Source organism: Candidatus Pelagibacter sp. RS39, from assembly GCF_002101315.1.
Lineage (GTDB): Bacteria > Pseudomonadota > Alphaproteobacteria > Pelagibacterales > Pelagibacteraceae > Pelagibacter.
Genome location: NZ_CP020777.1, coordinates 267,344 through 290,463, shown reverse-complemented (window position 1 = coordinate 290,463; position 23,120 = coordinate 267,344). Strand labels below are relative to the sequence as shown.

Sequence of the window (23,120 nt, the reverse complement as noted above, 5' to 3'; positions counted from 1 at the left end):
ATTAAACAATTATTTAATAATAATGAATAATGATAATATAGAAATAAGCTCAAATCGTAGTTTTGGTATAATTTTTTTTATAGTTTTTTTACTTATTGCAATTTACCCTTTAATTAACAACGAAGAGCTGAGGATTTGGTCTTTAATTATTTCTATAATTTTTTTAATTTTAGGATTATTAAAATCTAAAATTTTAACTCCTTTAAATAAACTTTGGTTTAAATTTGGATTATTTTTGGGAAAAATAGTATCTCCAATGATAATGGGGTTGATTTTTTTTTTAGTTGTAACTCCAATAGCTTTTCTAATGAGAATAATTGGTAAAGATTTATTAAATTTAAAATTTAATAAGAATAAAACTTATTGGATTGAAAAAACGGGTCCTAAGAGTAAAATGAAAAATCAGTTTTAATATGAGCTTTATAAAAGAATTTTGGGAATTTTTAAAAATAAGAAAAAAGTATTGGCTATTACCAATTATATTAGTCCTTGTTTTATTTGGAGGATTAATAGTATTAACTCAAGGTTCAGCTGTAGCACCGTTTATTTACACAATTTTTTAAAGTGAAATCTATTTTAGGTATTTCTGCGTTTTATCATGATAGTGCAGCTTGTCTTTTGAAAGATGGAAAAATTATTGCAGCAGCTCAAGAGGAAAGGTTTACAAGAAAAAAACATGATCCTAGCTATCCTCATAACTCAGTAGAATTTGTCTTAAGATATGGAAATTTAAGATTAAGTGAAGTAGATCAAATCGTTTTTTTTGAAAAACCATTTTTAAAATTTGAGAGATTATTGGAAACTTATGTTGCTTTTGCGCCAAGAGGCTTTGTTTCTTTTGCAAAAGCAATGCCTTTATGGATTAAGGAAAAACTTTTCCAAAAAAATCTTTTATTTAATAAACTTAAAACTCATGATAAAAATTATAAATCTGATCAAAATATTTTTTTTTCTGATCATCATCTAAGTCATGCAGCAAGTGCTTTTTTTCCTTCTCCTTTTGATGAAGCTATAGTTCTGACTGCAGATGGTGTGGGTGAGTGGGCCACAACAACTGTGGCAGTTGGTAAGAATAATTCTTTAGAAATTAAAAAAGAAATACACTTTCCACACTCGCTTGGATTACTTTATTCTGCATTTACTTATTACACTGGATTTAAAGTAAATAGTGGTGAATATAAATTAATGGGTTTAGCACCATATGGAAAACCTGTTTATGAAGATCAGATAAAAAAGTTAATTGACATAAAACAAGATGGAACTTTTAGGCTAGATCAAAAATATTTTAATTATGCAACTGGTCTTACAATGACAAATAGTAGATTCAATAATTTATTTGGTCAAAAGCCTCGAAATCCTGATAATGAGAAAATTACTCAGTTTCATATGGATGTTGCTGCTTCTATTCAAAAAGTAACAGAGGAAATAATGATAAAATTAGCTAAGTCAATCCGAAAAGAATATAATATTAAAAATTTGTGTTTAGCAGGTGGTGTAGCATTAAATTGTGTCGCCAATGGCAAAATTTTAAAAGAAAAAATTTTTGAAAATATTTGGATTCAGCCAGCGGCTGGAGATGCGGGAGGTTCATTGGGTGCAGCATTAGCACTTTGGCATATAGAGCAGGCTAATAAAAGAGAAATAAATTTAGATGATGATATGGAGGGCTCTTATTTGGGAACAGAGTTTTCTCAAGAGGATATAGAGGATGAATTAAATTCAATCGGTGCGAATTTTGATAAAGTGAATTATGAGGATCTAATTAACAAAACATCAGAATTTTTGTCACAAGAAAAAGCGGTTGGTTGGTTTCAGGGCAGAATGGAATTTGGTCCAAGAGCATTAGGGGGTAGATCTATTTTGGCAGATCCAAGATCTGATAAAATGCAAAAAAATTTAAATCTTAAAGTAAAATATAGGGAGAGCTTTCGACCATTCGCACCCTCGGTTTTAAAAGAAGACGTGTCTAGCTGGTTTGATACGGATAAAGATAGTCCCTATATGTTAATAGTAGCAAATATTAAACCAGATAAAAAAATTGAAATGAGTGAGGAGCAAAAAAAATGCTTCGGAATAGATAAACTGAACATTAAAAGGTCAGAGATCCCAGCTGTAACACATGTTGATTATTCAGCGAGAATTCAAACTGTGGGAAAAAAAACCAACAGAAGATATTATGATTTAATTTCAAAATTTAAGGAAAAAACAGGCTGTCCAATAATAGTGAATACTTCATTTAATGTGAGAGGAGAACCAATTGTGAATACACCTACTGAGGCCTTTAATTGTTTCATGGGCACTGAATTAGACTATTTAGTTATTGGTAATTGTATACTAGATAAAAAAAAGCAAGATAAAAATCTCAAGAAAGACTATAAATCAGAATTTGAGTTAGATTAATTTTAATTTAATGAATTTATTTTTTTTAAAATCTCTTCTGCAACTAATTTGTAACCTGTAGGAGATAAATGTTTTCCTTTTGGGGCAAACGCAGATTTTCCCATTTTATAAATTTTATCAGAAATATCTATATAAACTAAGTTATTCTCAATAAAAAAATTATTAAGAGAGTCCATATATGGTTTTTCCAAAGGATTATTGTCCTCCCAGTATTTACTCACAGGTATGTATAAAAATATAGGAGTACAATTATTTTTTTTACATAACTGAACTAATGTATCAATTGATAAAACAGAAGAATAAGGTAACTTAAAGTTTCTTTTCTTTAAAGTAATATTTAGATTATGCCTAATGGTTGGTAACGACAAATACCTAGAGCCTCTTTTAAATAAAGAATCTCTTTCACCTGGTAATTTTGTAAAATTTTTATCGATATATTTACCTGTATTCGCAATTACTGACAATACTTCATCTGAAGGCTCTAACTTATCTTTTTTAAAATATCTTTTATCTATATCTTCAATTTCCATATTTTTTAAAAAAATTTTACCTAATTCGGTATTGTCATTAGCATGAAAAATTTGAATAACATATTTGGGTTTAATTCTTGGAATAAAAATCTTTGATAAATTCGCGTAAATATAAGGATTATTTCCATCAAGACCTAAATTTATAGAATTAAAGTCTTTAAAATAACTTGAAATAACATTGTTTTCCTCGACACAAGCTCCTTGAGTATAAGAATCACCAATAAATAAGATATTTTTTTTATTTTTTAAATCATCCCAAACTGAGTTATTATTTCTAAATCCCATTCTATCAGTTTTAAAATTAATCATTCCATATCCTTCATTACAATAATAAACGTTTTTATTAGGTTGCGCGCTTATTGGAACAATTTCTTTCACATAATTTTTTGAAGTTTCGGGATAATAATAATATATATAAGGGAAAATAATCTTTTCATATCCTAAAGATTTAAGCTCTGCTAAATATTTTCGATCCTCTTCTTTTTTTCTTTTTGTCAAAATGTCATTAGTTACTCTCATTTTTGAGTATTGAGCAAGATGATAAAAATAATCGCCTACTACTAAAATTCCATAGATTAAGAAAGAAGTAAAAAAATATGCAATTAAAGTAAATTTTAAATTTTTTTTAATCATAACTAATATCTTTAAGTAACACTTTTTTATTTAAATTATTTGCTACATCAATAACCTCGCAGTTTTCAATCTCTTTTAGTTTGTCTTTTTTAGATAGAAAATTTAAATTACCTTTGATATCTCTGCTTTCTCTAATTATTGTATCTGTATAATTTTGAATATCTTTTATAATTATATTTGGAAAAAATTTTTCTTTTGTGAATTTTTTCGAGACAAAAAATGCGTTATGGTTTTTTTTATTTGATCCTAAGAAATAAAAATTTTTTTTTTTCATTAAATTAATTAAACTTTTCAATGACATACCATAACATAAATTTGAATAGTGATATTTGTTTCTCTCAAAATTCTTAATATTTGGCACTGTAACTTCAGCTTCATGACCAAAGTTAGAGTTATATTCAGCAACAACAACTTTTGAAAAATCAGATGGCATTTCATTCAAAATCCAATAATCCACTCCATCGATATCTAAACTAAAAAAATCTAAATTTTGATCAAAGTTATTCTCTTTTAATAACTCTAAAATATTACTGCTATCTACAAATTTTTCTAAAATACTAAGTTCGCCTTGCCATAATTTTATATTTTTTTTAACTTTGTTTTCTAAGTCACTTAAGCAATCAATTATAAGACCTTTTCCACCCATATTTTCAAACAAAAATCTAGTATTGGACTCGCTATAATCACCCACTCCAATTTCAACAAATTTTGGATTGTTTATTTTTAATTGTTTTAAAATAAAATCAATTATCCCATCTTCACCAAATTGGGAAAAAACTTTATAGTCAACATCCTCTAATGTAGTAATTGAATTATAATTGTTTCTAATATTTAAAATATGAGATTTGCCAATCATTAATAGTTTTTTATCTAGAAAATTTTTAATAAATTTTTTCAAATAAAAAAAACCGGGCATTTTAAATTTTAAAACTTTTCAATAGTTAAAGAATTGGTTAATATTAATTTTTTTAAATTTTCAACTCTTTTTTTACTTTTTAATTTTTTAGATATTGAGTTTTCTAAGTTAATAATAGGAATATCAAAAAATTTTGATATTAATCTTATGAAATAGTTTTTGCCTAAATTAAATGATTTTTTACAAAATAAGTCGTACGACACTGAGTAAAAGTCTCTCTTATTAGTGTTTTTTAATTTAATCCAAGGTTTCATTAGTAATTTTTTATATTCAAATGGACTCTGCCATGTATTACATAACTTAAGTTTGTTGGTATTCCAGAATGTTGCGGAGGAGCAAATTACCTTATATCCAAAATATAAAGCCTCAATTATTGCGGTGCTACACCTACTTATAATTATAGTATTTTTATTCAAAATTTTAAGCAACTTTTTATTTTGTAATGGATAATCTATAAAAATTATATTTTTAAAATTACTGTATTTTTTTTTAAATTTATTAAAAGTATTAATATCATAATTACTTAAGCTATTTCCACCTTTTACATAAAAACTGGGATGTGCTTTTATAATCACGAAATTATTTTTATTATTTAAGATCTCAATAGAAAATTCTAGCCAGTCTTCAAAGGAAATAAATCCATCATGACCATACATGTATTGGGCCTCTAAAAAAGAATGTGCATAAATTAAATGAGTAGCTTTTTTCAAATTATCAATATCCATGAAATTTTTAAAAGTAGATTTTTTCATCCAAGGAAGTGTTGTTGTATTTTTTAATACTTTTTTAAGTTTTTTCTTGGCTTCTAATATATTTTTTTTTGATACATACCTATTATTTAATGCCATCAAATTTGAATATTGTATTATTTTATTCTTGTATTTCCTAAAATCAAAAACACAAAAACCTTTTGGATAATTATTAGTATATATAATTAACCTTTTTTTTTGGAAACCTTGAAAATATATTCCATTGAGATACATGCCATGATCAATATAAACTGCTTTTGTTTCTTTTGGTATTTTTTGGATATTTTGTAAAATTTTATCTACAACCAAAAGATATTTTAATTTTAAATAATTTAAATAAATTTTGTTATCGTAAAAACTTGAGTGTCTCATTGCGTGAGACAGAACATATCTACCGATCAGAAATTCTTTATATCTTAAATTAATAAATTTTTGGTTATTTATCAAACTTCCATTTAAAACAACCTTCAACAAAAAAAATAAAAAGTCAAAGCTCAAAAAATACTTTTTTGGATAAATTATTGAAGATTTTTTTTTTATCAATCTTTCAGCATGTTTTGATGCTACGGGAATTATGAAATTATATAATCTTTCTATTTTTCTAGTAGAAAAAAATAAAAATTTTCTTTTCACTTTTTTAATCTAATCTCTTTTTTTTTTAACAAAACAAAATACCAGGGCAAATGCACTGGTCCTGAAAAAGTAGTTTTTTGATTAATTTCTGTTTTCATTGTGTAGCTTCCACGTTTTCCTTTGGCCGGCTTAGCTATTTTTTTGTAAGGAAAAAATGGCTGAGATTTATAAATTTTATATTTCGATTTCTTTAAAATATTTCTCAAGTTTGATAATGAGAAAATATTAAAATCTGAATTAACATTATCATCTTTAATATTGCTTTCATGATCTCTAATATGTATTAGAACATCCAGAGGTCCATCATAAAATAAAGAATTTATAGCGATCCAATTTGGCTTTAATCTAAACATATATCTTAATGGAATATCAATTTTTTTAAAACAACATAATGTATGAACACAAGTTATAACATCAATATTTTTATTAATCTTATTTCTATTTTTTAATATATCGTCTACCAAAAATTCTACATTTGGATTTTTATTTATCTTTTTTGCATATTTAATTCTTTCTTTAAGATAGTCTATTCCAACGAACTTAGCTTTTGGAAGTTTTTTTGAATAATATAAAATATTTGCACCAATCCCACATCCAGCGTCAAGTAAATTTAATTGTGGATTAGTTAATACGTTATTTTTTTTTAAAAAATTGTAAAATGAAATTGTACTTTGATAAGTGTTATGGAGTTGCTTAATTTCACTCTTTGCCATATAAATTGATCGATTAATGTCACACTAAATGAAATATTGCAATAGTTGTTTAATTCCTGAAACTGCAGAGACAAACAAGTATGATGACAAAGGGGTTTGCTCTGTTTGTAATCAAGTAGGAACAAAAGAAAAAATCAATTGGACTGAAAGACATAAGCAATTAGATATCATTATTGATGAACATAAAAACAAATATCAATATGATTGTATTGTGCCCTTTTCAGGTGGAAAAGACTCAACTTTTACTCTTTGGTATTTAACTGTTAAAAAAAATCTTAAAACATTAGCTGTAAGATTTGATCATAATTTTTTAAGACCAAACTTAAACAAGAATGTTGAAAAAACATTATCAAAACTTGGAGTAGACTTCTTAAATTACAAATCAAATTTTAAATTAGTGCAAAAAATAATGTTAGAAAGTTTGAAAAGAAGAGGAGATTTTTGTTGGCACTGTCATGTGGGTATTAGTGCATTTCCAATAAATACTGCTATTGAAAAAAAAATACCTTTATTATTTTATGGTGAACCATCCTCAGAATATAGTTCATATTACTCATATGACACTATAGAAATGCTGGATGTTGAAAAATTTAATAGAATTTCAAACCTTGGAATAAATGCAGAAGATATGTTGGAAATGTTAAAAGAAAGCTACCCTAAAGAAAAATTCAATATTAAAGACTTTAAACCTTATATTTTTCCATCACAAAGAGAAATTGTAATGAATAATATTAAGCCTTTATATTTAGGGAATTACATACCGTGGGATGTAAAAGAGCAAGTAAAAATAATTAAACAAGAATTAGATTGGAAAGGTGATAGAGTTGAGGGAATTCCTGAGAATTATGATTATGAAAAAATAGAATGTATTATGCAAGGTTCAAGGGATTTTAGTAAATTTTTAAAAAGAGGATTTGGAAGAACTACACATCTAATGTCGATTGATTTAAGAAATAAAAGAATAGAACGAGATAAAGCAAAAAAATTAGTAAAAAAATATGATGGAAAAAAACCTAAAACTCTTTCTCTATTATTGAAAATTTTAGATATCAGCGAGGATGAATATTATAGAATTATCAAGGGTCATGTAGTTTACCCAAATAAATTCCCTGATAAAATTGAAAGCGACGATAGCAATTTTTTTTTAGAAGATATTGAATATTTTGAAAATAAATTTAAATTAAAGTAGATTTTGAAAATTGGCATTTTAGATTATAAAGCTTGCAATATAGCCTCGGTGTTCCACTCGGTATATAATTTAGGTCATGATCCTGTTATAATTAATAAAAAAAACGATTTTAAAAAAGTAGACAAACTAATTATTCCTGGAGTTGGTGCAGCAAATCATTGCATGAAGTATTTAAAAAATACTGAGATGATTTCTGAATTAACAAAATATAAAAATAAAGGTATGTCAATTTTAGGGATATGTTTAGGTATGCAGATTTTTTCAAAAACATTATTTGAACACGGTAAAACTGATGGACTTGGTTTCATAAATGGAGAAGTTATACCAATCAATAAAAGTAAAAATATATTCAATATTGGTTGGTGTAATATTGCAATGAATAACGAGAATGATAAGATTGATAAGATTGATATTAGAAATAATTCATCATTTTTTTTTTGTCATTCTTACTTTCTTAACTTAAATAAAAAGTTAAATAATGATTTAATATTAGGTGAAGTAAATATTGGTAAAACTATTCCTGCAATTATCATAAAAGATAATATCATTGGTGTACAATTCCACCCAGAAAAAAGTCAAGAAAATGGAGCCTCATTTCTAAATTTTTTTATGAATAAATTCTAATGAATTATCTAAGAATTATACCGTCATTATTGCTTCAAAATAAAAAGTTGGTCAAAGGAAGTAATTTCAAAAACTTTAAGAATGCGGGAAGTCCAAAAACAACAATTCAGGCATTTAACAGTCAAAAATCAGATGAAATTTTCTTGATGGATCTTGATGGATATAATGGAAATAATCAAGATTTTAAAACTTTGAGTCATGTATCAGAGGTATGTAATACACCAATTACATATGGTGGAGGTTTAAATAATTTAGAGAAAATTAAATTATCATTTCAAAATGGTGCAGATAAAGTTTATTTGTCTTCAAATATAATTAGAGATACCAGCTTAATAGAAAGGATTGCAAATATTTATGGAAATCAATCAATTGTTGGAGGAATAAATTTAATAGCAGATGAAAAAAATTGTTTAGTTCATAATTATAAAAATATTGATCCTTTTGAATTTGCTAAAAAGCTTGAGACAAGTGGTATCGGGGAATTAAAAATCACATTTGTAAACTTAGAAGGCTCAAGAAAAGGAATGAATATTAAATTATGTGAAAAATTTTTAAAAATTATGAATATTCCAATTATATTTGAGGGAGGGATTGGAAGTTTAGAAGACATAGAAAACTGTCTAAAAATTGGTGTAAAAAATATTGCTTTGGGAACAATTTTAATTTTTAATGATTATAATATATTCAAAATTAAACAACACCTGCAAAACAAAAACTTTAATGTTAGATCTTAGCTTATTTTTTTTCAAAATTTTCAATTAGTTTTTTTAATTGACTTAGATTAAGAAAATTTTGATTCAAATCACTTCTATAAATAAAATCTTTTCTAAGTGTGTTGTAAGTTTTGTATCTTTTATATAAATTTTTATTAGGTAAAATAAGGTAATATTTTCCTACATCAATAGTCAACTGACTATCTGAATTTGAAATAAGTTCCTCATGAATCTTTTCACCGGGTCTAACTCCAATAAATTTTAATTTTGCTTTATGATTTATAGCTTTTGCCAAATCAATTATTTTAAAACTTGGTATTTTAGGTACTAAAATTTCCTGACCTTTCATATTTTTAAGTGCCCACATTACAGCGTCAACACCCTCCTCTAATGAAATATTAAATCTTGTCATCTTTTTATCTGTGATGGTAATTGCTTTATTTTTTTTATTTAAATTAATAAAATAAGGTATGACTGAACCTCTACTTGCAAACACATTTCCATATCTGACAACAGAAAATATTGTGCCATTTTTTCCCGAAAGATTATTCGAAGATATAAATAATTTATCTGAGCATAATTTAGTTGCACCATAAAGATTTATTGGTGAACATGCTTTATCAGTTGATAACGCAATTACTTTCTTCACTCTCTGATTTATACATGCAGTGATCAGATTTTGGGCTCCTATAACATTTGTTTTTATATATTCAAAGGGATTATATTCAGCTGCAGGAACTTGCTTTAGAGCAGCTGTATGTATTACATAGTCTACACCCTTAAGTGCTTGTTCTAATCTTGATAGATCTCTAACATCGCCTAAAAAATATCTAATACAATTAAATCTTTTTTCGGGGAAAGATTTTTCCATATTATATTGCTTAAACTCATCACGACTAAAAATAATAATTTTTTTTATATTCTTATATTTTGAAAGAATTCTTTTTGTTAAAGCATTTCCTAGAGAGCCAGTGCCTCCTGTGATAAGTATAGTTTTATTATTTAACATGAATTGTACTACTTAATATTAATTTTTTTTAAATTCAAATAAATTTAATATAAAAAATATTTATATCCATTTTCTTGGATCTTTTATATATTTTTTATCAAATTCAGGAAAGTCCACTAATATTTTTTTTTTTGTTTTTATTATTTGTTTGAGTTGATTAAGATTTTCTAGTCCAAGAATATATTTATCAACAAAATTTAAGTCATTAAAAAAATTTAATGCACTCTCTAAACGATTGATCTTTTTTTGATGGTGCCAAGTGTTTAAATATTTTATAAATTTCTTAAATCTTTTATTATTGGTTTTTTTTTTTAATAACAAGCCTTGCAGAAAAAGTGACCTGGCGTGTACTTCTATATTATTTTTCTTGATATTTCTCAATATCTTTTTATCCAGAAAATTTTTATTAATATAATTTATTGGAATTTGTATTATGTCAATTTTAAAATTTGATAGAGTTTTTAATAATATGCTTGGGGTATAAAATGAAACTCCAATTTTATTTATTTTCCCTTTTCTTTTTAAATACTTAAGAAGTTTAAAAATTTTTTTACCATTCCGAGACAACAATTGCTTTTCATCATGTAAAAGAACTGCATATAAAGATCTGCTTTTTAGATTGCCTAAAGAAACATTAATTGTATTAAAAATAAAATTTTCTATTTCTTTTGAATTTTGTGTTTTGACTTTTGGTATTTTGGTAATTATTTTCCACTTATTTTTTTTTATACTCCCAATAATTTTTTCTGCATCTCCGTAACCATTGGCAGTATCTAAATAATTTATTTTATTTTTTTCGCAAAATTTTATGATTTTTTTAATTTCTTTAATATTTACTTTTTTAAAAGAATTCAATTGACTATAATTCAAGCCGAAATTTGCTGATCCAATAATTATTTTATGCTTACTAAATCTTTTTTGACCCAACATATAAAATTTCTGCTAATTGAAAATCTTCAAGAGTATCTATATCAACCGATCTTTTTTTCGGCAATTCATAAGCTATATAATTTTTATCAAAATTTATTTTTTTAGATTTAAAAAAAGAGACAGGTATTCCAACAAAGTTTCCTGTATCATGATACATATCTAAAATATCTTGTGATCTTTTTTTATATGAGTCTTTTATTAATGGTATCAAAAAATCTTTTTTCTTTTTAAAGGCCCAATCAATAGGCACTGAATACTTTGACACTGAAAGAATAATCTTTTTTTTATATCGATTTAATTTTTTTGCGGCTTTAATAAGGTCGGATTTATTTATTAAAGGAGAGCAAGGTGTAATTGACCATATTTCTTCAAAATAAAGATTCATTTTTTCATATTCCCTTACGACATACCTCAGAACTTTTTCGGTTGAAACTTTATCTCCTGCTAGCTTTTTTGGTCTTAAAAAATCCACTTTAAAATTTAAACTTTCCACTATTTTTTTTATTTTTTTTGAGTCAGTAGAAACGTGTATTTTTTCAAATAATTTACTTTTTCTTGCCTCCTCTAAAGGAAAATAAATAATAGGTTTTTTTTGAAATAATCTAATATTTTTATTTTTAATTCTTTTAGATCCTGATCTTGCTGGAATTATTAACAATCTTTTAGTCATAAATTTTTATTAATAAAAAAGTTTTCTCTCAAAATGTCTTTTGATTTCGGTCCCTCATTAAATAAAAGGTCTATTACAGATAGATTGCTTACAAATTTACCATAGAGCTGATTATGTTTTTTACCAGAATATTCAAAAAAACTTAATTCTATATTATTTTTCAAATTAAAATTTTTTTCATTTAAGTAATTTTTTGCTCCTATAGTTGATATGTATTTTTTAGCTTTCTTTAATTTGCATATATCCAATATTAACTGTTCTTTTGATGTCTTTAAATTTAAATTTGATGAAAAAGAAAATTGAAATTTTATTTTTAATACTTTACATAAATGGTCAATCAATTTTATGTTTAAATCCATAAGATTTCTATGATTACTTTCTAACAGTGAAAAGATCTCTTTTGAATAATCATCAAAATACTTTGCTTTTGAGTAATTTTGAAAAATTGACTTAGTCATTTTTTTTTGAAAGGATGAGCTATAATCAATTTTAACATCTTTTATATGTTGATTGAATAAATTTTTTGTTATCACTGGAACTGTTAAAGTTAAAGTCCCATTTGAAGTTTTGATTCTATTTCTCTGTTGCCATGATCTCTTATCAAATTGAACATTATCTAAAAATATAACTTCATCAACAAAATCTATTAATGACATGTAACCACACCATGGTAAAAAAGTTGGTTGGATGATTGCAATAACCATTTTAACTATTCTTTTGATATAGCAATACCAAAACCATATTTTCCATAATTATTTCCATTATAAAACATGAAATATTTTTTATTATGATATATTACATTTGGATATGTTATCATTTCTGAATCCCAACCGGTCTTTGATTTAAAAATACCGACTAAATTATCTTTTCTTTTCCAATTAATACCATTTTTACTTATTGCATATCCAAGCGTATAGGTGCCTACCTTATTTTCTTTACTATACCACATATGAAACATTTTGTTTTTTTTAATAACAGTTGGCCTAGCCACTGCTCGTTCCTTTTTTTTTAATTTAATTGAAACTTTTCCAGTTTGAGTCCATTTAAGTCCATTTTTCGAAGTTGCATATTTAATGTTATAAATAGGATAGTCACTGTTTTTCCATTTTTCACATGATACATACCATACTCTCCATTTTTTTTTTTCTTTTAAAACAAAGGGTGCAGTCATAATTTGAAACGGTTCTTTATTTGTAGACATAAACATTGATGATCTTGAGTATCTTTTAAAAGATTTTCCATTATCACTTGATATCGCTATTCCTCCCATTAAAGAATATCTAGTAGTAGATCTTGGTTTCCAGCCAACATAATATAAATAAATTTTTTTTTTTATCTTAATTACAGATGAGGGTGTTACACCATTATCATCAAAGCAACCAAGCTCTCCTGGTGCCAAGCATGGCTTCTTTGCATGATCAATAATCTTAATATTATTTTTCAATTCAATATCAGTATAAGTTATGAAAGATTTATTCTCTTTATTTCTGCTAGAATAAAATACTCTAAATAAGTCTGATTTAATTCTTATTGGAGTCGGAAGCATACAATATGTTTTTGTCCAAAAAGAATTATTTCTTGGTTTGCATACCCTACCCAATTTTTTCCAATCAAAATTTTTAGTTTTCATTTATTAAACTCTATATTTTGCCACTTAAGAGGAGAATTTTTTTTTACATTTTTTTTGAATTTAAAGCCTAGTAAATAATTAAAATATCTTACATCTATTCCACGCGCATTATTATTGTAAATACAAATGTTCTTTTTTGAAATAATTGAATTTTTTTTTGAATTTACTTTAATAAAAATGCTTTTTCTTCTCGCAGAAACTCTGACCTTTGTATTTATTTCTATACCCTCTTTTCCAATCAGTTTTTCACATTCTCTAATTTTTCTAACATAATCTCTAAACTCATCGGGCTCAGCTGCGTAAAAATGATCTGGTCCCTCATCTTTTTTATCCAAAGTAATATGTTTTTCGATTATTTTAGCTCCTAGTGATACCGCTGAAATAGCCGCTGTATTACCAATTGTATGATCAGATAGTCCAATTGGTAGGTCAAAAATTTTTGATAACTTTACAATGTTGGAAATATTTAAATCATTTGGCAAAGTTGGATAAAGTGAACATGTGTATAATAAACATATTTGATGGTTTCCAATTTTTTTACAAATATCTACTGCCTCTGAGATATCAGACAATTCAGCCATCCCTGTAGAGATAATCATTGGTATTTTGAAAGATGCCGCATAACACAAATCATGAAGTTTTGTAATTTCAGATGATGCTATTTTAAGTATCTTAACATTTGATTTAATCAAACATTTTGTTGAGTCTTTATCAAAAGAAGATGCAAAAAAAATTATCTTTTTCTTATCTGAGTATCTCTTTAATTTTTTTACCCATGTATATTTCAATTCTATAGACTTAAAAACCCTGTATTCTTTTGTATTTTTTCGATAAAGCTGATCTGCTTTAAAAAGTTGAAATTTTACTGCATCTGCACCACACGATTTTGCCATATCAATCAATTTATAAGCTTTGGACAAACTTTGGTTAAAATTAGATCCAATTTCGGCAATTATAAAAGTTTTTTTATTTATAATATCTTTTATTTTCATTTTAATTCAATCTATCAAATGGAGAAAAGCACACTTTATGTTTAAGATATTTTTTTAAACTTTCACCCTCCTCACATTTTTTTATTATTTTGAAAACTTTATCTAAATTAGAAATATACTTATCAATAAATTTTTTATTATGCAAAATCGATAAAAATATAACATTAGATACAAGATAGTTTTTTTTTAACATTTCTTGTATTATCAAAGTTTTATATTCTAAATTTTTATTATCAAAATTGAAAATTGGCAAAGCATCAAGGCCACCAATATTAATTTTCAGATTATTATTATTTGCTATTTGCTGCCAAAGTTTTTTAATATACGAGCCATTTTTTGTTATTATTTTCCAAGATTGAGTTTTTTTCATTTCAGACAAAGAAGCTAAACCAGCAACATAACCAATTCTTTCGGTCCAAAATGTGCTGCTAATAAAAGTTTTTTGTGCTTCTTTCATTATTTCTTTTTTTCCAATTAACGCTGTAATTGCATATCCATTTCCTAAAGCTTTACCAAATACAGCCATGTCAGGATTTACTTTATAAAATTTGTGTAATCCACCAAGTGTTTGTCTAAATCCAGATGTACATTCATCAAAAATTAATATAATATTTTTTTTATCACAAAGCTTTCTTACTTTATTAAGGAAATTATTTTTTGGTTCTTGGTCTCTTCTTACTTCCATCATAATAGTTCCAACTTTATATTTGTTAACTATTTTTTTTAATTGTTCAAAATCATTATATAAAAATGGATATATTGTATCTTTGAGTGATTTAGAGACACCATGCGGATTTAGACCCTTAAGAATATGTTTATCTAAATTTTGACGATTTTGTAAATTAGCAGCTAAGTACCAATCATGCCATCCGTGATATCCACATATTGCCACCCTATCATTTCCTGAGGCTGCTCGTGCAATTCTAATCGCTATAGAACTTATTTCTCCACCACTTCTAGCAAATTTGACCATATGTGCCCATGGATGAAGCTCTATAAGTTTTTCTGCAAGTTTAATTTCCTCCACACAATTTAGGCTGCTCATATTCCCTTGTTTACATGATTTTATAACTTTTTTATCGACTTCTTTGTTAGTGTAACCAAGAATGTTTTGACCCACTCCAAAATAAAAATCTGTGAGTTTTTTATTATTTAAATTCCAAACGTATAAATCTTTACATTTTGAAAAGTAAGTTGGCCAACCTCCAGGAAGATACAATTCGGGTTTTTTTGAAAAAAGCATTGAGCCATTAGGTATAATCTTTTGAGCTTTTTTATAAATTTTTTTGTGCATTAATAATAAGATTAAATAATTGTGTTATTTATATGTTTTACTACGTTATGAATACTATTCAAATTAATCCTTTTTTTATTAAATTTAGCATAAAAATTTAGTTTTTTTTCTTTCCTAGATAAATTACACAATAAATTTTTCAAATATTTTTTTCTAGGAAAATTAAAATCCTTATAATAAAAAAATTTAAAATAATTTTTAAAAATTCTGCAAAAAACTTTTGATTTTTTGTCATTTGCGAATAAAAAAAAGGGGACGCCCAATGAGGCAAATTCATATTTAATATTTCCACTATTAATTAATGCTAAATTTGATTGATTAAATATTTTATATAAATTTTTTGGATTTCTATAAATTTCAAAGTTTTTAAAATTATAAGTTAAATCTTTTAATTTTTTTTCACTTTCTTTATTATACAAGCTCCCAATTATAATTTTAAATTTAATATTTAAATTTAAATTTAATTTAATTATGTCATTGACAATTTTATATGTATAATTTTTTGGGTCACTGCCGCCAAAACATATGGTAATAATTGAATAGTTTAATTTTTTTTTAATAGACCTTTTTTTTTTTGCTAAACTAATTAACTTCTTGCTTAATATTAGTGCATCTAAGCCATTTATTACTTTTTGGCCTCTATCAGCTTTAATAATTTTCAGATAAGGAATAATTGTCAAGGATGATTTTAATTTTGAATTAATATGATCTGAAATTATTATTTTATTTTTAATTTTAAATTTTTTTATCTTATCAAAATTATTTTTATTTAAATTCTTTAAGTCTATAATTACAGTTTTAAAAGAAAAATTTTTATGATTATCAAAATTAATCATTTTTATAGATTTTGGTAAAAATCTCTGAATATTTTCTTCAGATATAAAAAAAATTTTGTACTTTGATTTTAAAAAATCAGACAAAGATAAACATCGACTTAAATGACCATATCCTATTTTAGTTGATGCCTCTGTAAAAAATAAAATATTTTTTTTCATTACTTTAAGGCATTAATCGTTTCATCGATGGCCTTACAAATATAAGTAATATTTTTTTTAGAAAGCTTTAAATGTAAAGGTATTGAAAAAGACTCATTATAATACTGTTCAGTTTTTTTAAATTTATTTTTAAGATTTTTGATATTTGAGTTATTTTTAAAAGCCTGTAGTCTATAAGTTGGAATATAATGAACTTGAAGCATTATTCCATATTTTTCTTTCAAAATTTTATGAAATACAGTTTTTTTTATATTTAGATTTTCAAAATTTATTCTCACACAATAAAGATGATAAGATGAAAAAATTTTTGGGTCTGATTTATTGATTGAAATATATTTGTGGTTTTTAAAATAAATATTATATAATTTCGCTATTTTTCTTCTCTCATTTACTATTTTATTTAATCTTTTTAATTGACTAAAACCTAAAGCACAATTTAGCTCTGATAATCTTGCATTAAGCCCAGGAGTCAAAACCTCTCTCTCCCAATAATTATGAGAATTATATGTTTCAAAACCATGTTCTCTTAAAATTTTTGATTTTAAAAAAATTTTTTTGTTATTTGTTAATATTGAACCACCTTCACCTGAAGTGATATTTTTAACAGGGTGATAGCTTTGAATAACGACATCTGCATACTTTACAGCATAACCGATATCATTAAAATATTTAGAACCCATTGCATGGCAGTTATCATTAATTAAAATAATTTTATATTTCTTTTTTATTTTATAGAACTTCCTCCAATTAGCAGGTGTTCCTCCATAATCTGTAACAATAATGGCATCAATTTTTTTTTTTTTCTTCTTAAATTTCTGGATAGTTTTTTCAACCAAATTTGGATCTAAATTTTGATCGTTGTCTTGAATGTCAACAAAAATTGGTCTAGCGCTTGCTGCAATTATACTATTAGCTGCAGCAACAAATGTTAGAGGAGAAACGATTATATTACTTTTTTTATCCCAATTAAGAACTTTTGATAAAATATAAAAGGAGGATGTTGCATTAGTTGTGACTAATGAATATTTAGACTTAAAAGTTTTACATAGTTGATACTCAAATTTTTTTAAAAATTGACCCTTGGTAATATTATTTGATTTAAGTGATTTTTTTACATATTCGATATCTAATTTATTTATATTGTGACGATTATAAAAAAACATTTGCTAGTCAATATTAAAAATTTGCTTAGATTTAATTAGAAATTTAGGATTAATTTTTTGATTAAAATATGTATTTTTTTTTAAATGTTTTGAAACGTATTGGTTTGCATCTATAAAACAATCACTTTGAATTTTAATTGAATCTTTAATACTTGAGTTAACTCCAAAAAAACAATTGTTCTTTATTTCACAATTTCCTGAAATTGTTGAGTTTCCACTAAAAAAATTATTATCTGCAATATTTGTATGATGACCAATCACACAATTAGACCAAAATATGTTATTATTACCAATTTTAGTAAAGGGATTTATAGATACATTGTCCATTATGAAGTTATTAACCCCTAAATCATTTTGATAACATGACGCGTTTGGGTGTATAAAATTTATAACTTCATAATTATATTCCTTTTTAAAAATTTTAAAAAACTTCTCTCTGATTTTATTAAGTTTGTTATAACCAATTGCTATAAAAATATTAGGTTTTTGATCTTTTTTTTTAAGAAATTTTTTTAGTGAAATTACTTCTACACCAAAAAGTTTTTTTTTATTAATGAATTTTTCTTCAGAGACAAAACAAATTATTTCATAATCACTATAATTTTTAAAATAATAATAAGCTATCTCAGCCATTAGTGAATTACCAAATATTGCTAGTTTATTACTTTTTATCATCTATAAATTTTGTAAAATCGTATTTTGTGAAGAGATCCTTATAATTTCCTTTGTCTAAAATTCTTCCCTCATCTATAATTATTAATTCATCGCAATTCTTTAAAGTTTCATGATTATGTGAAATCATAATTATAGTTTTGTTTTTACCAGCTAAAAATATATTGTTTATAATATTTTTTTCATTCTCAAAATCTAACGAATTTGTTCCCTCATCTATTACAATTATATTTTTAATATCATAAAGAGCTCTTGCTATTCCGATTCTCTGTTTTTGACCCCCAGAAAGCCTTGTTCCTCTATCCCCAACTAAAGTATCAAAACCTTGAGGTAATTTTTTAATAAAATCTTTTGATCTCGAGTCTTCTGCAGCTTTATCAATTTTTATTTCATCAATATTGCGATTATCAATACCAAATGCAATGTTACTTTTAATTGTATCATCAATTAAATATATATCTTGAGGGATGTAACTAATCATACTTTGCCATTTTTTTAAATTTTCATTTACGTCTATATTATCAATATAAATATTTCCACTAACTGGTTTTAACAGACCAATCAAAAGATTTACAAAAGTACTTTTTCCTGAGCCTGATTTACCAATAATACCAACTTTTTTTCCTCTAATTATTTCGACATTAATGTCTTTTAATATTAATCTTTTATCTGCATCATAAGAAAAATTTACATTTTTAAACAAAAGAGATTTATTGAATAACAAATTCTTTAATGGAGATAAATTTTTTTTAAGATTAGCTTTATTTAAATTCAACTTTTCAAATTCCTTTGTAACAAGTTTATAAGAAGGCCTATATGTTTTTATTGCAATCAGGCTTCCAGAAATAGCTGTAAATGAAGGAAATAATCTTATAGCAGCAACAACTATTAAAGATAAAATTGGCAAGGTTGCCAATAAAGATTTACCTAAAGCAACAAAAATTATCGCGAAAATTATTACACCTAAAACTATAAGAGTTTCAATAAATAATTTTGGTAACGAATTAATTACCTGAACTAAAAGAAAAGGTTTCTCAAATCCATCAATATTTTTTTTTGTCAGCTGACTTATATATTTTTCTTTATTCATTACTTTAATATCTTTAATCGCACTAAAACTTTGATTTATGTGTTGAATTTTTTGTGCTCTAACAAATTGCATCTCTTTTCCACTTCTCTCTAAAATTTTTTTAGTTAAAATAAAAAATATTGACAAAAAAGTAAATAATGCTCCAAATATTATTAATGTAATTTTAAAATTTACAATAATCAGTAATGAAAAAATTGTGATTAAAATCGTAATTTCCCTAAATAATTTTAAAAATCTTAAAATTACAGTTGTAGTTTGACTCACCTCTCCCTCTACGTTTCTTAATAAAATTGCTGGATTAGTTTTCAAATGAAAAGAGTAGTCATTCGATAAGTAAAATTTAAATAAATTTAAGCCTAAATGAGATCTAATTATTTGTATTACTTTATTCTCAAAGTAAACAACAAATCCAAAAAAAATATTCTTAAAGAGAAATAAAGCAGCTACAATTCCACAACCTAAGAATAGGTAATTACTCTTATCTAAATCTAAAAAATCAATTTCAATCTCATTTATAAAGCTTAATCTTTCAGGTAAGTCTCCTCCTATTAGGGCTGATGCAAAAATTGGAATAGATCCCAAACTTAGAAATTCTAAAATTGCCATTAACAAAGATGCAAATAAAAGAAGAATTAGAAAAATAATTTGTTTTGTAGTGCAAAGAGTTTTAATATTATTTATCATTAAGAATATTGCTATAATTAAACTATTTTATTATTCTTACAAATACTATTAAAAAAATTAATATACCATAGTAATTTTTATAATTTTAAATCATGAAGAATAAATTTTATTTTCTCTTATATTGCGATAGATCTTCAAGTAATATCTACAATTCTCACAAATTTTTAATTGAAGAGTTAAATAAAAAACTAAAAAATTTTTATCTTTTAAATTATTATTATCTTAATAATTCAAAAGAAAATTTTAAACCAGAAAAGAAAAATAAAAAATTTAAAATTTTTGAGCCAAAGGATTTTAATGAGTTAAAAAACTTTAGTTCCAATAAGAATGTTGTTTGTATTTTAATAAATAACTTTGGGAATAATTTACCAAGTATCTCTACAAATTTTATTTTTAAGAAACTAAAATTTAAAGTTTCGTTGTTAAAAGATATCCCAACAATTAATCAAGAAGACAAATTAATTTTTACAAAAATTTTCCAAAGTTTAAAATATAAAATAGTAAGATTATTAACCAATAAATTTGAATCTTTTTTAAGAGCAACAAATTTGCTTCCAAAATATGAAATATTTTTTTTAAGTAATTATGAAAAATTCAAAAAAATAGAAGAAAGTTTAATTTTTAAATTTGGCCTAAGTAGTTTCAAAAAAATAGAATTAATTAATAGTAGAAATTATGATAATTTAAAAAAAAAAAAACCTGAATTATCTAAAAAATTTATCGTTTTGTTAGATGATTTTTTCGATCACCCATCATCTTTAAAATTAAGAGGGAAGATTCCATATAAGATTGTAAAAAAACATTACAAATTATTAAATATTTTTTTAGTAAAGATGCAAAAAACTTTAAAAAAAAAAATAGTAGTTTGTATACATCCAAGAGACAATTTATTTAAAAAAAGAAAATTATTTAAAAATTTTAAAGTTTTCCAATTTGAAACATTGCATTATATTTACAATTCGTATGTAATTTTATTTTTTGATACTACTTCGATCTTAGATGGTTTTTATTTAAAAAAAAGAATGTTAGCAATTTATTCTCAATATAATGATGAAAATGTGAAATATCATATCAAGGGATTTAAAAAATACTTGGATATCCAAAATTTAAATATTGAAAATCTCAATTTTAATAAAAAAAATGTTTTAGCAAAATCTAGTAAACCAATAAGATCTTTTATTTCTTTCACAAAGAAACATATTAAAAGTAAAGGTAATTTCCTAGGATCTACAATTATATATAAAAAAATTATAAATATTTAAGATTTACCAATATTTAAATTTTTTTAACATTTCTTTTTCTTTTGCAGTAATTGTTTTTTTTCCATCACCGTAAAAATTTTTAGCTTTTTTAAGAATTGTAACAAGTGAACTCATCCCAGGTCCTTCTAAAGACGCAGATTGATCTGTACCCCAATTGGTTCTGTCATTTGTAATATGTCTCTCTATAAAATTTGCTCCTAATGTCCATGCAAATAATGTAGGCGATAATGAGGGTTCATGACCACTATACCCAACCTCACATTTAAACTTTTTTTTTAATGTTGGTATCATATTCAAATTTAACTTTTCTTCTGGACAAGGATATTCGGAAACACAATGCATCAAAATAAACGGACAATAATGTTTTTTAAAAATTTTTACTGCTTTTTGAACATCTTTCATACTGCACATTCCCGTGGAAATAAAAGTTTTTTTCTTTTGTTTTGCAACTTCCTCCAAAAAATTCAAATTTGTGATTAAAGCCGACGGAACCTTATTATATCTAAAATTTAATTTTTTTAAAAACTTTAAACTTTCAACATCAAATGCTGAACAAAAAAGCTCTATATTTATTTTTTTGCAAAATTCCTTAAGATTGCGAAATTGCTTTTCATTAAATTCAATTTTTTTTTTATAGTTTAAGTAAGTCATTTCTCCCCATGGAGTTTCTCTAATTTTATTTTTTTGCGAGTCTGGAATACATATATTTAAGTCTCTTTTTTGAAGTTTTACTGCATCAAAATTGCTTTTTTTTGCCAACAAAATTATTTCTTTTGCTAATTCTAAGGATCCATTATGATTTATTCCAACTTCACCAATAATAAATGGTTTTGAGAAATTTTTTTTCATAAAACAAATAATTTACTTTAATTTCCTCATTTTGACACCATTATTATTTAAATATGATCTTATCTGGATTGGATTATAATCATTAAAATGAAATAAACTGGAACAGGCAGCTGCCGAAGCTTGTGTTTTTTTAAATAATTCGATTAGATCTTTAAAATTGCCAGCTCCACCTGAAAAAATTGTGGGTGTATTAAATTTTTCAGAAACAATTTTTGATATTTCTATATCATACCCACTCATCATTCCATCACAATCAATTGAATTAATAAATATTTCACCAACTCCTAATCTTTCTATATTTTGAATGTGATCAAAAAAATTTAATTTTGTTAAAACTTTTCCACAATTTGACCAAACCTCTAATTCACCAGTTTTATTATTTCTTTTATAATCTATCGCAGCAACAATACATTGTGCTCCAAATTTTGAGGAAATGTCTTTAATTACACTTAAATCTGTTGTTAAAATTGTATTTAAAAGAACTTTGTCAGCTCCTAATTCAATTAATTCTTTAACATCTTCTGAGTTAGTTATTCCTCCTCCAGCACAAAGCGGCATTATGCATTCTTTTGATGATCTATTCAATATTTCTAAAAATTTTTTTTTAGAAATATCATCTTTAGATATGTTTATAAATATTAATTCATCTGCATCCTGAGAACTATAAATATCCACTGCCTTATTAGGATCACCAGTATCGATATAATTTTTAAAATTTTTTCCTTTTACCATTCTACCATTTTTTAAAAGCAAAACAGGAATAATTCTTTTTTTTAACAT

The 23,120-nt window shown here is 24.8% G+C and carries 24 protein-coding genes; 7 read left to right on the top strand and 17 right to left on the bottom strand.

Going from position 1 to position 23,120, the window contains the following annotated elements; all coding sequences use genetic code 11:
• Positions 1-22 precede the first annotated feature (22 nt).
• From B5L73_RS01560 to B5L73_RS01555, 3 genes are read left to right on the top strand one after another with little or no spacing between them, the layout of a single operon-like run.
• Positions 23-412, top strand: coding sequence for an SxtJ family membrane protein (locus tag B5L73_RS01560; RefSeq protein ID WP_085147111.1), 390 nt, complete (start codon positions 23-25; stop codon positions 410-412).
• Position 413: 1 nt separating this feature from the next.
• Entirely contained in the window at positions 414-563 is a 150-nt protein-coding gene (locus B5L73_RS06455) for a DUF5989 family protein (RefSeq protein WP_198150120.1), read from the top strand.
• 1 nt (position 564) lies between these two features.
• Positions 565-2,400 carry a carbamoyltransferase family protein gene (locus B5L73_RS01555; RefSeq protein ID WP_085147109.1) on the top strand — a complete coding sequence of 612 codons (1,836 nt, stop codon included), beginning with the start codon at positions 565-567 and terminating at the stop codon, positions 2,398-2,400.
• Between the two features lie 2 nt (positions 2,401-2,402).
• On the opposite strand, the gene B5L73_RS01550 is transcribed toward B5L73_RS01555, so the two are convergent.
• The 4 genes from B5L73_RS01550 to B5L73_RS01535 are packed head-to-tail and all read right to left on the bottom strand — an operon-like array spanning position 2,403 to position 6,574.
• Positions 2,403-3,563, bottom strand: coding sequence for an SGNH/GDSL hydrolase family protein (locus B5L73_RS01550; RefSeq protein WP_085147107.1), 1,161 nt, complete (start codon positions 3,561-3,563; stop codon positions 2,403-2,405).
• Entirely contained in the window at positions 3,556-4,479 is a 924-nt protein-coding gene (locus B5L73_RS01545; RefSeq protein ID WP_085147105.1) for a hypothetical protein, read from the bottom strand. Before B5L73_RS01545 ends, B5L73_RS01550 begins: the two co-directional genes overlap by 8 nt.
• Before the next feature lie 8 nt (positions 4,480-4,487).
• Positions 4,488-5,861: a hypothetical protein gene (locus tag B5L73_RS01540; RefSeq protein ID WP_085147103.1), complete on the bottom strand. Its 1,374-nt coding sequence runs from the start codon at positions 5,859-5,861 to the stop codon at positions 4,488-4,490.
• Positions 5,858-6,574, bottom strand: coding sequence for a class I SAM-dependent methyltransferase (locus B5L73_RS01535; protein ID WP_085147101.1), 717 nt, complete (start codon positions 6,572-6,574; stop codon positions 5,858-5,860). Before B5L73_RS01535 ends, B5L73_RS01540 begins: the two co-directional genes overlap by 4 nt.
• 28 nt (positions 6,575-6,602) lie before the next feature.
• Here B5L73_RS01535 and B5L73_RS01530 point away from each other — a divergent pair, with 28 nt between their 5' ends.
• From B5L73_RS01530 to B5L73_RS01520, 3 genes are read left to right on the top strand one after another with little or no spacing between them, the layout of a single operon-like run.
• Positions 6,603-7,763, top strand: coding sequence for an N-acetyl sugar amidotransferase (locus B5L73_RS01530; RefSeq protein ID WP_085147099.1), 1,161 nt, complete (start codon positions 6,603-6,605; stop codon positions 7,761-7,763).
• A gap of 3 nt (positions 7,764-7,766) precedes the next feature.
• Positions 7,767-8,387, top strand: a complete 621-nt coding sequence (hisH, locus tag B5L73_RS01525) for an imidazole glycerol phosphate synthase subunit HisH (protein ID WP_198150119.1) — start codon at positions 7,767-7,769, stop codon at positions 8,385-8,387.
• The gene (locus B5L73_RS01520; protein ID WP_085147095.1) at positions 8,387-9,121 is read left to right on the top strand and encodes a HisA/HisF-related TIM barrel protein; all 735 of its coding nucleotides are present in this window, start codon (positions 8,387-8,389) and stop codon (positions 9,119-9,121) included. Before hisH ends, B5L73_RS01520 begins: the two co-directional genes overlap by 1 nt.
• Before the next feature lies 1 nt (position 9,122).
• On the opposite strand, the gene pseB is transcribed toward B5L73_RS01520, so the two are convergent.
• Genes pseB through B5L73_RS01465 form a run of 11 tightly spaced genes read right to left on the bottom strand, consistent with a single transcriptional unit; the run spans position 9,123 to position 20,229 of the window.
• Entirely contained in the window at positions 9,123-10,109 is a 987-nt protein-coding gene (pseB, locus tag B5L73_RS01515; RefSeq protein ID WP_085147093.1) for a UDP-N-acetylglucosamine 4,6-dehydratase (inverting), read from the bottom strand.
• Positions 10,110-10,169: 60 nt separating this feature from the next.
• Positions 10,170-11,039 carry an aldo/keto reductase gene (locus B5L73_RS01510; RefSeq protein WP_085147091.1) on the bottom strand — a complete coding sequence of 290 codons (870 nt, stop codon included), beginning with the start codon at positions 11,037-11,039 and terminating at the stop codon, positions 10,170-10,172.
• On the bottom strand, positions 11,017-11,709 hold the full coding sequence (locus tag B5L73_RS01505; protein WP_085147089.1) for an acylneuraminate cytidylyltransferase family protein: 693 nt from the start codon (positions 11,707-11,709) through the stop codon (positions 11,017-11,019). The genes B5L73_RS01510 and B5L73_RS01505 overlap by 23 nt, the downstream gene beginning before the upstream one ends.
• A complete protein-coding gene (locus B5L73_RS01500) occupies positions 11,706-12,413 on the bottom strand; it encodes a WbqC family protein (RefSeq protein WP_085147087.1) in 708 nt (235 codons plus the stop codon). The genes B5L73_RS01505 and B5L73_RS01500 overlap by 4 nt, the downstream gene beginning before the upstream one ends.
• Positions 12,414-12,418: 5 nt before the next feature.
• Entirely contained in the window at positions 12,419-13,339 is a 921-nt protein-coding gene (locus B5L73_RS01495; RefSeq protein ID WP_085147085.1) for a glycoside hydrolase family 130 protein, read from the bottom strand.
• A complete protein-coding gene (locus B5L73_RS01490) occupies positions 13,336-14,331 on the bottom strand; it encodes an N-acetylneuraminate synthase family protein (protein WP_085147083.1) in 996 nt (331 codons plus the stop codon). The genes B5L73_RS01495 and B5L73_RS01490 overlap by 4 nt, the downstream gene beginning before the upstream one ends.
• A gap of 1 nt (position 14,332) precedes the next feature.
• On the bottom strand, positions 14,333-15,625 hold the full coding sequence (locus tag B5L73_RS01485; RefSeq protein WP_085147081.1) for an aminotransferase class III-fold pyridoxal phosphate-dependent enzyme: 1,293 nt from the start codon (positions 15,623-15,625) through the stop codon (positions 14,333-14,335).
• A gap of 11 nt (positions 15,626-15,636) precedes the next feature.
• Positions 15,637-16,620, bottom strand: coding sequence for a hypothetical protein (locus tag B5L73_RS01480; protein WP_085147079.1), 984 nt, complete (start codon positions 16,618-16,620; stop codon positions 15,637-15,639).
• Positions 16,620-17,783 carry an aminotransferase class I/II-fold pyridoxal phosphate-dependent enzyme gene (locus tag B5L73_RS01475; protein ID WP_085147077.1) on the bottom strand — a complete coding sequence of 388 codons (1,164 nt, stop codon included), beginning with the start codon at positions 17,781-17,783 and terminating at the stop codon, positions 16,620-16,622. The genes B5L73_RS01480 and B5L73_RS01475 overlap by 1 nt, the downstream gene beginning before the upstream one ends.
• A 3-nt stretch (positions 17,784-17,786) precedes the next feature.
• Positions 17,787-18,458, bottom strand: coding sequence for an acetyltransferase (locus tag B5L73_RS01470; RefSeq protein WP_085147075.1), 672 nt, complete (start codon positions 18,456-18,458; stop codon positions 17,787-17,789).
• Positions 18,445-20,229, bottom strand: a complete 1,785-nt coding sequence (locus tag B5L73_RS01465) for an ABC transporter ATP-binding protein (protein ID WP_085147073.1) — start codon at positions 20,227-20,229, stop codon at positions 18,445-18,447. The genes B5L73_RS01470 and B5L73_RS01465 overlap by 14 nt, the downstream gene beginning before the upstream one ends.
• Positions 20,230-20,321: 92 nt before the next feature.
• On the opposite strand from B5L73_RS01465, the gene B5L73_RS01460 reads away from it, so the two are divergent.
• A complete protein-coding gene (locus B5L73_RS01460) occupies positions 20,322-21,491 on the top strand; it encodes a hypothetical protein (RefSeq protein WP_085147071.1) in 1,170 nt (389 codons plus the stop codon).
• Positions 21,492-21,494: 3 nt separating this feature from the next.
• On the opposite strand, the gene B5L73_RS01455 is transcribed toward B5L73_RS01460, so the two are convergent.
• Together B5L73_RS01455 and hisF are read right to left on the bottom strand one after the other, a co-directional pair.
• Positions 21,495-22,340 (bottom strand): N-acetylneuraminate synthase family protein, encoded by an 846-nt coding sequence (locus B5L73_RS01455; RefSeq protein ID WP_085147069.1) that lies wholly within the window; start codon positions 22,338-22,340, stop codon positions 21,495-21,497.
• A 12-nt stretch (positions 22,341-22,352) separates the two neighbouring features.
• A complete protein-coding gene (gene hisF / locus B5L73_RS01450) occupies positions 22,353-23,120 on the bottom strand; it encodes an imidazole glycerol phosphate synthase subunit HisF (protein ID WP_085147067.1) in 768 nt (255 codons plus the stop codon).

Excerpts from the sequence above, each read along its gene's own strand:
- B5L73_RS01560 (WP_085147111.1), top strand. The coding sequence starts at position 23 with ATGAATAATGATAATATAGAAATAAGCTCAAATCGTAGTTTTGGTATA.
- B5L73_RS06455 (WP_198150120.1), top strand. The coding sequence starts at position 414 with ATGAGCTTTATAAAAGAATTTTGGGAATTTTTAAAAATAAGAAAAAAG.
- B5L73_RS01550 (WP_085147107.1), bottom strand. The coding sequence starts at position 3,563 with ATGATTAAAAAAAATTTAAAATTTACTTTAATTGCATATTTTTTTACT.
- B5L73_RS01545 (WP_085147105.1), bottom strand. The coding sequence starts at position 4,479 with ATGCCCGGTTTTTTTTATTTGAAAAAATTTATTAAAAATTTTCTAGAT.
- B5L73_RS01535 (WP_085147101.1), bottom strand. The coding sequence starts at position 6,574 with ATGGCAAAGAGTGAAATTAAGCAACTCCATAACACTTATCAAAGTACA.
- B5L73_RS01530 (WP_085147099.1), top strand. The coding sequence starts at position 6,603 with ATGAAATATTGCAATAGTTGTTTAATTCCTGAAACTGCAGAGACAAAC.
- B5L73_RS01520 (WP_085147095.1), top strand. The coding sequence starts at position 8,387 with ATGAATTATCTAAGAATTATACCGTCATTATTGCTTCAAAATAAAAAG.
- pseB (WP_085147093.1), bottom strand. The coding sequence starts at position 10,109 with ATGTTAAATAATAAAACTATACTTATCACAGGAGGCACTGGCTCTCTA.
- B5L73_RS01510 (WP_085147091.1), bottom strand. The coding sequence starts at position 11,039 with ATGTTGGGTCAAAAAAGATTTAGTAAGCATAAAATAATTATTGGATCA.
- B5L73_RS01505 (WP_085147089.1), bottom strand. The coding sequence starts at position 11,709 with ATGACTAAAAGATTGTTAATAATTCCAGCAAGATCAGGATCTAAAAGA.
- B5L73_RS01500 (WP_085147087.1), bottom strand. The coding sequence starts at position 12,413 with ATGGTTATTGCAATCATCCAACCAACTTTTTTACCATGGTGTGGTTAC.
- B5L73_RS01495 (WP_085147085.1), bottom strand. The coding sequence starts at position 13,339 with ATGAAAACTAAAAATTTTGATTGGAAAAAATTGGGTAGGGTATGCAAA.
- B5L73_RS01490 (WP_085147083.1), bottom strand. The coding sequence starts at position 14,331 with ATGAAAATAAAAGATATTATAAATAAAAAAACTTTTATAATTGCCGAA.
- B5L73_RS01485 (WP_085147081.1), bottom strand. The coding sequence starts at position 15,625 with ATGCACAAAAAAATTTATAAAAAAGCTCAAAAGATTATACCTAATGGC.
- B5L73_RS01480 (WP_085147079.1), bottom strand. The coding sequence starts at position 16,620 with ATGAAAAAAAATATTTTATTTTTTACAGAGGCATCAACTAAAATAGGA.
- B5L73_RS01475 (WP_085147077.1), bottom strand. The coding sequence starts at position 17,783 with ATGTTTTTTTATAATCGTCACAATATAAATAAATTAGATATCGAATAT.
- B5L73_RS01470 (WP_085147075.1), bottom strand. The coding sequence starts at position 18,458 with ATGATAAAAAGTAATAAACTAGCAATATTTGGTAATTCACTAATGGCT.
- B5L73_RS01465 (WP_085147073.1), bottom strand. The coding sequence starts at position 20,229 with ATGATAAATAATATTAAAACTCTTTGCACTACAAAACAAATTATTTTT.
- B5L73_RS01460 (WP_085147071.1), top strand. The coding sequence starts at position 20,322 with ATGAAGAATAAATTTTATTTTCTCTTATATTGCGATAGATCTTCAAGT.
- B5L73_RS01455 (WP_085147069.1), bottom strand. The coding sequence starts at position 22,340 with ATGAAAAAAAATTTCTCAAAACCATTTATTATTGGTGAAGTTGGAATA.
- hisF (WP_085147067.1), bottom strand. The coding sequence starts at position 23,120 with ATGTTAAAAAAAAGAATTATTCCTGTTTTGCTTTTAAAAAATGGTAGA.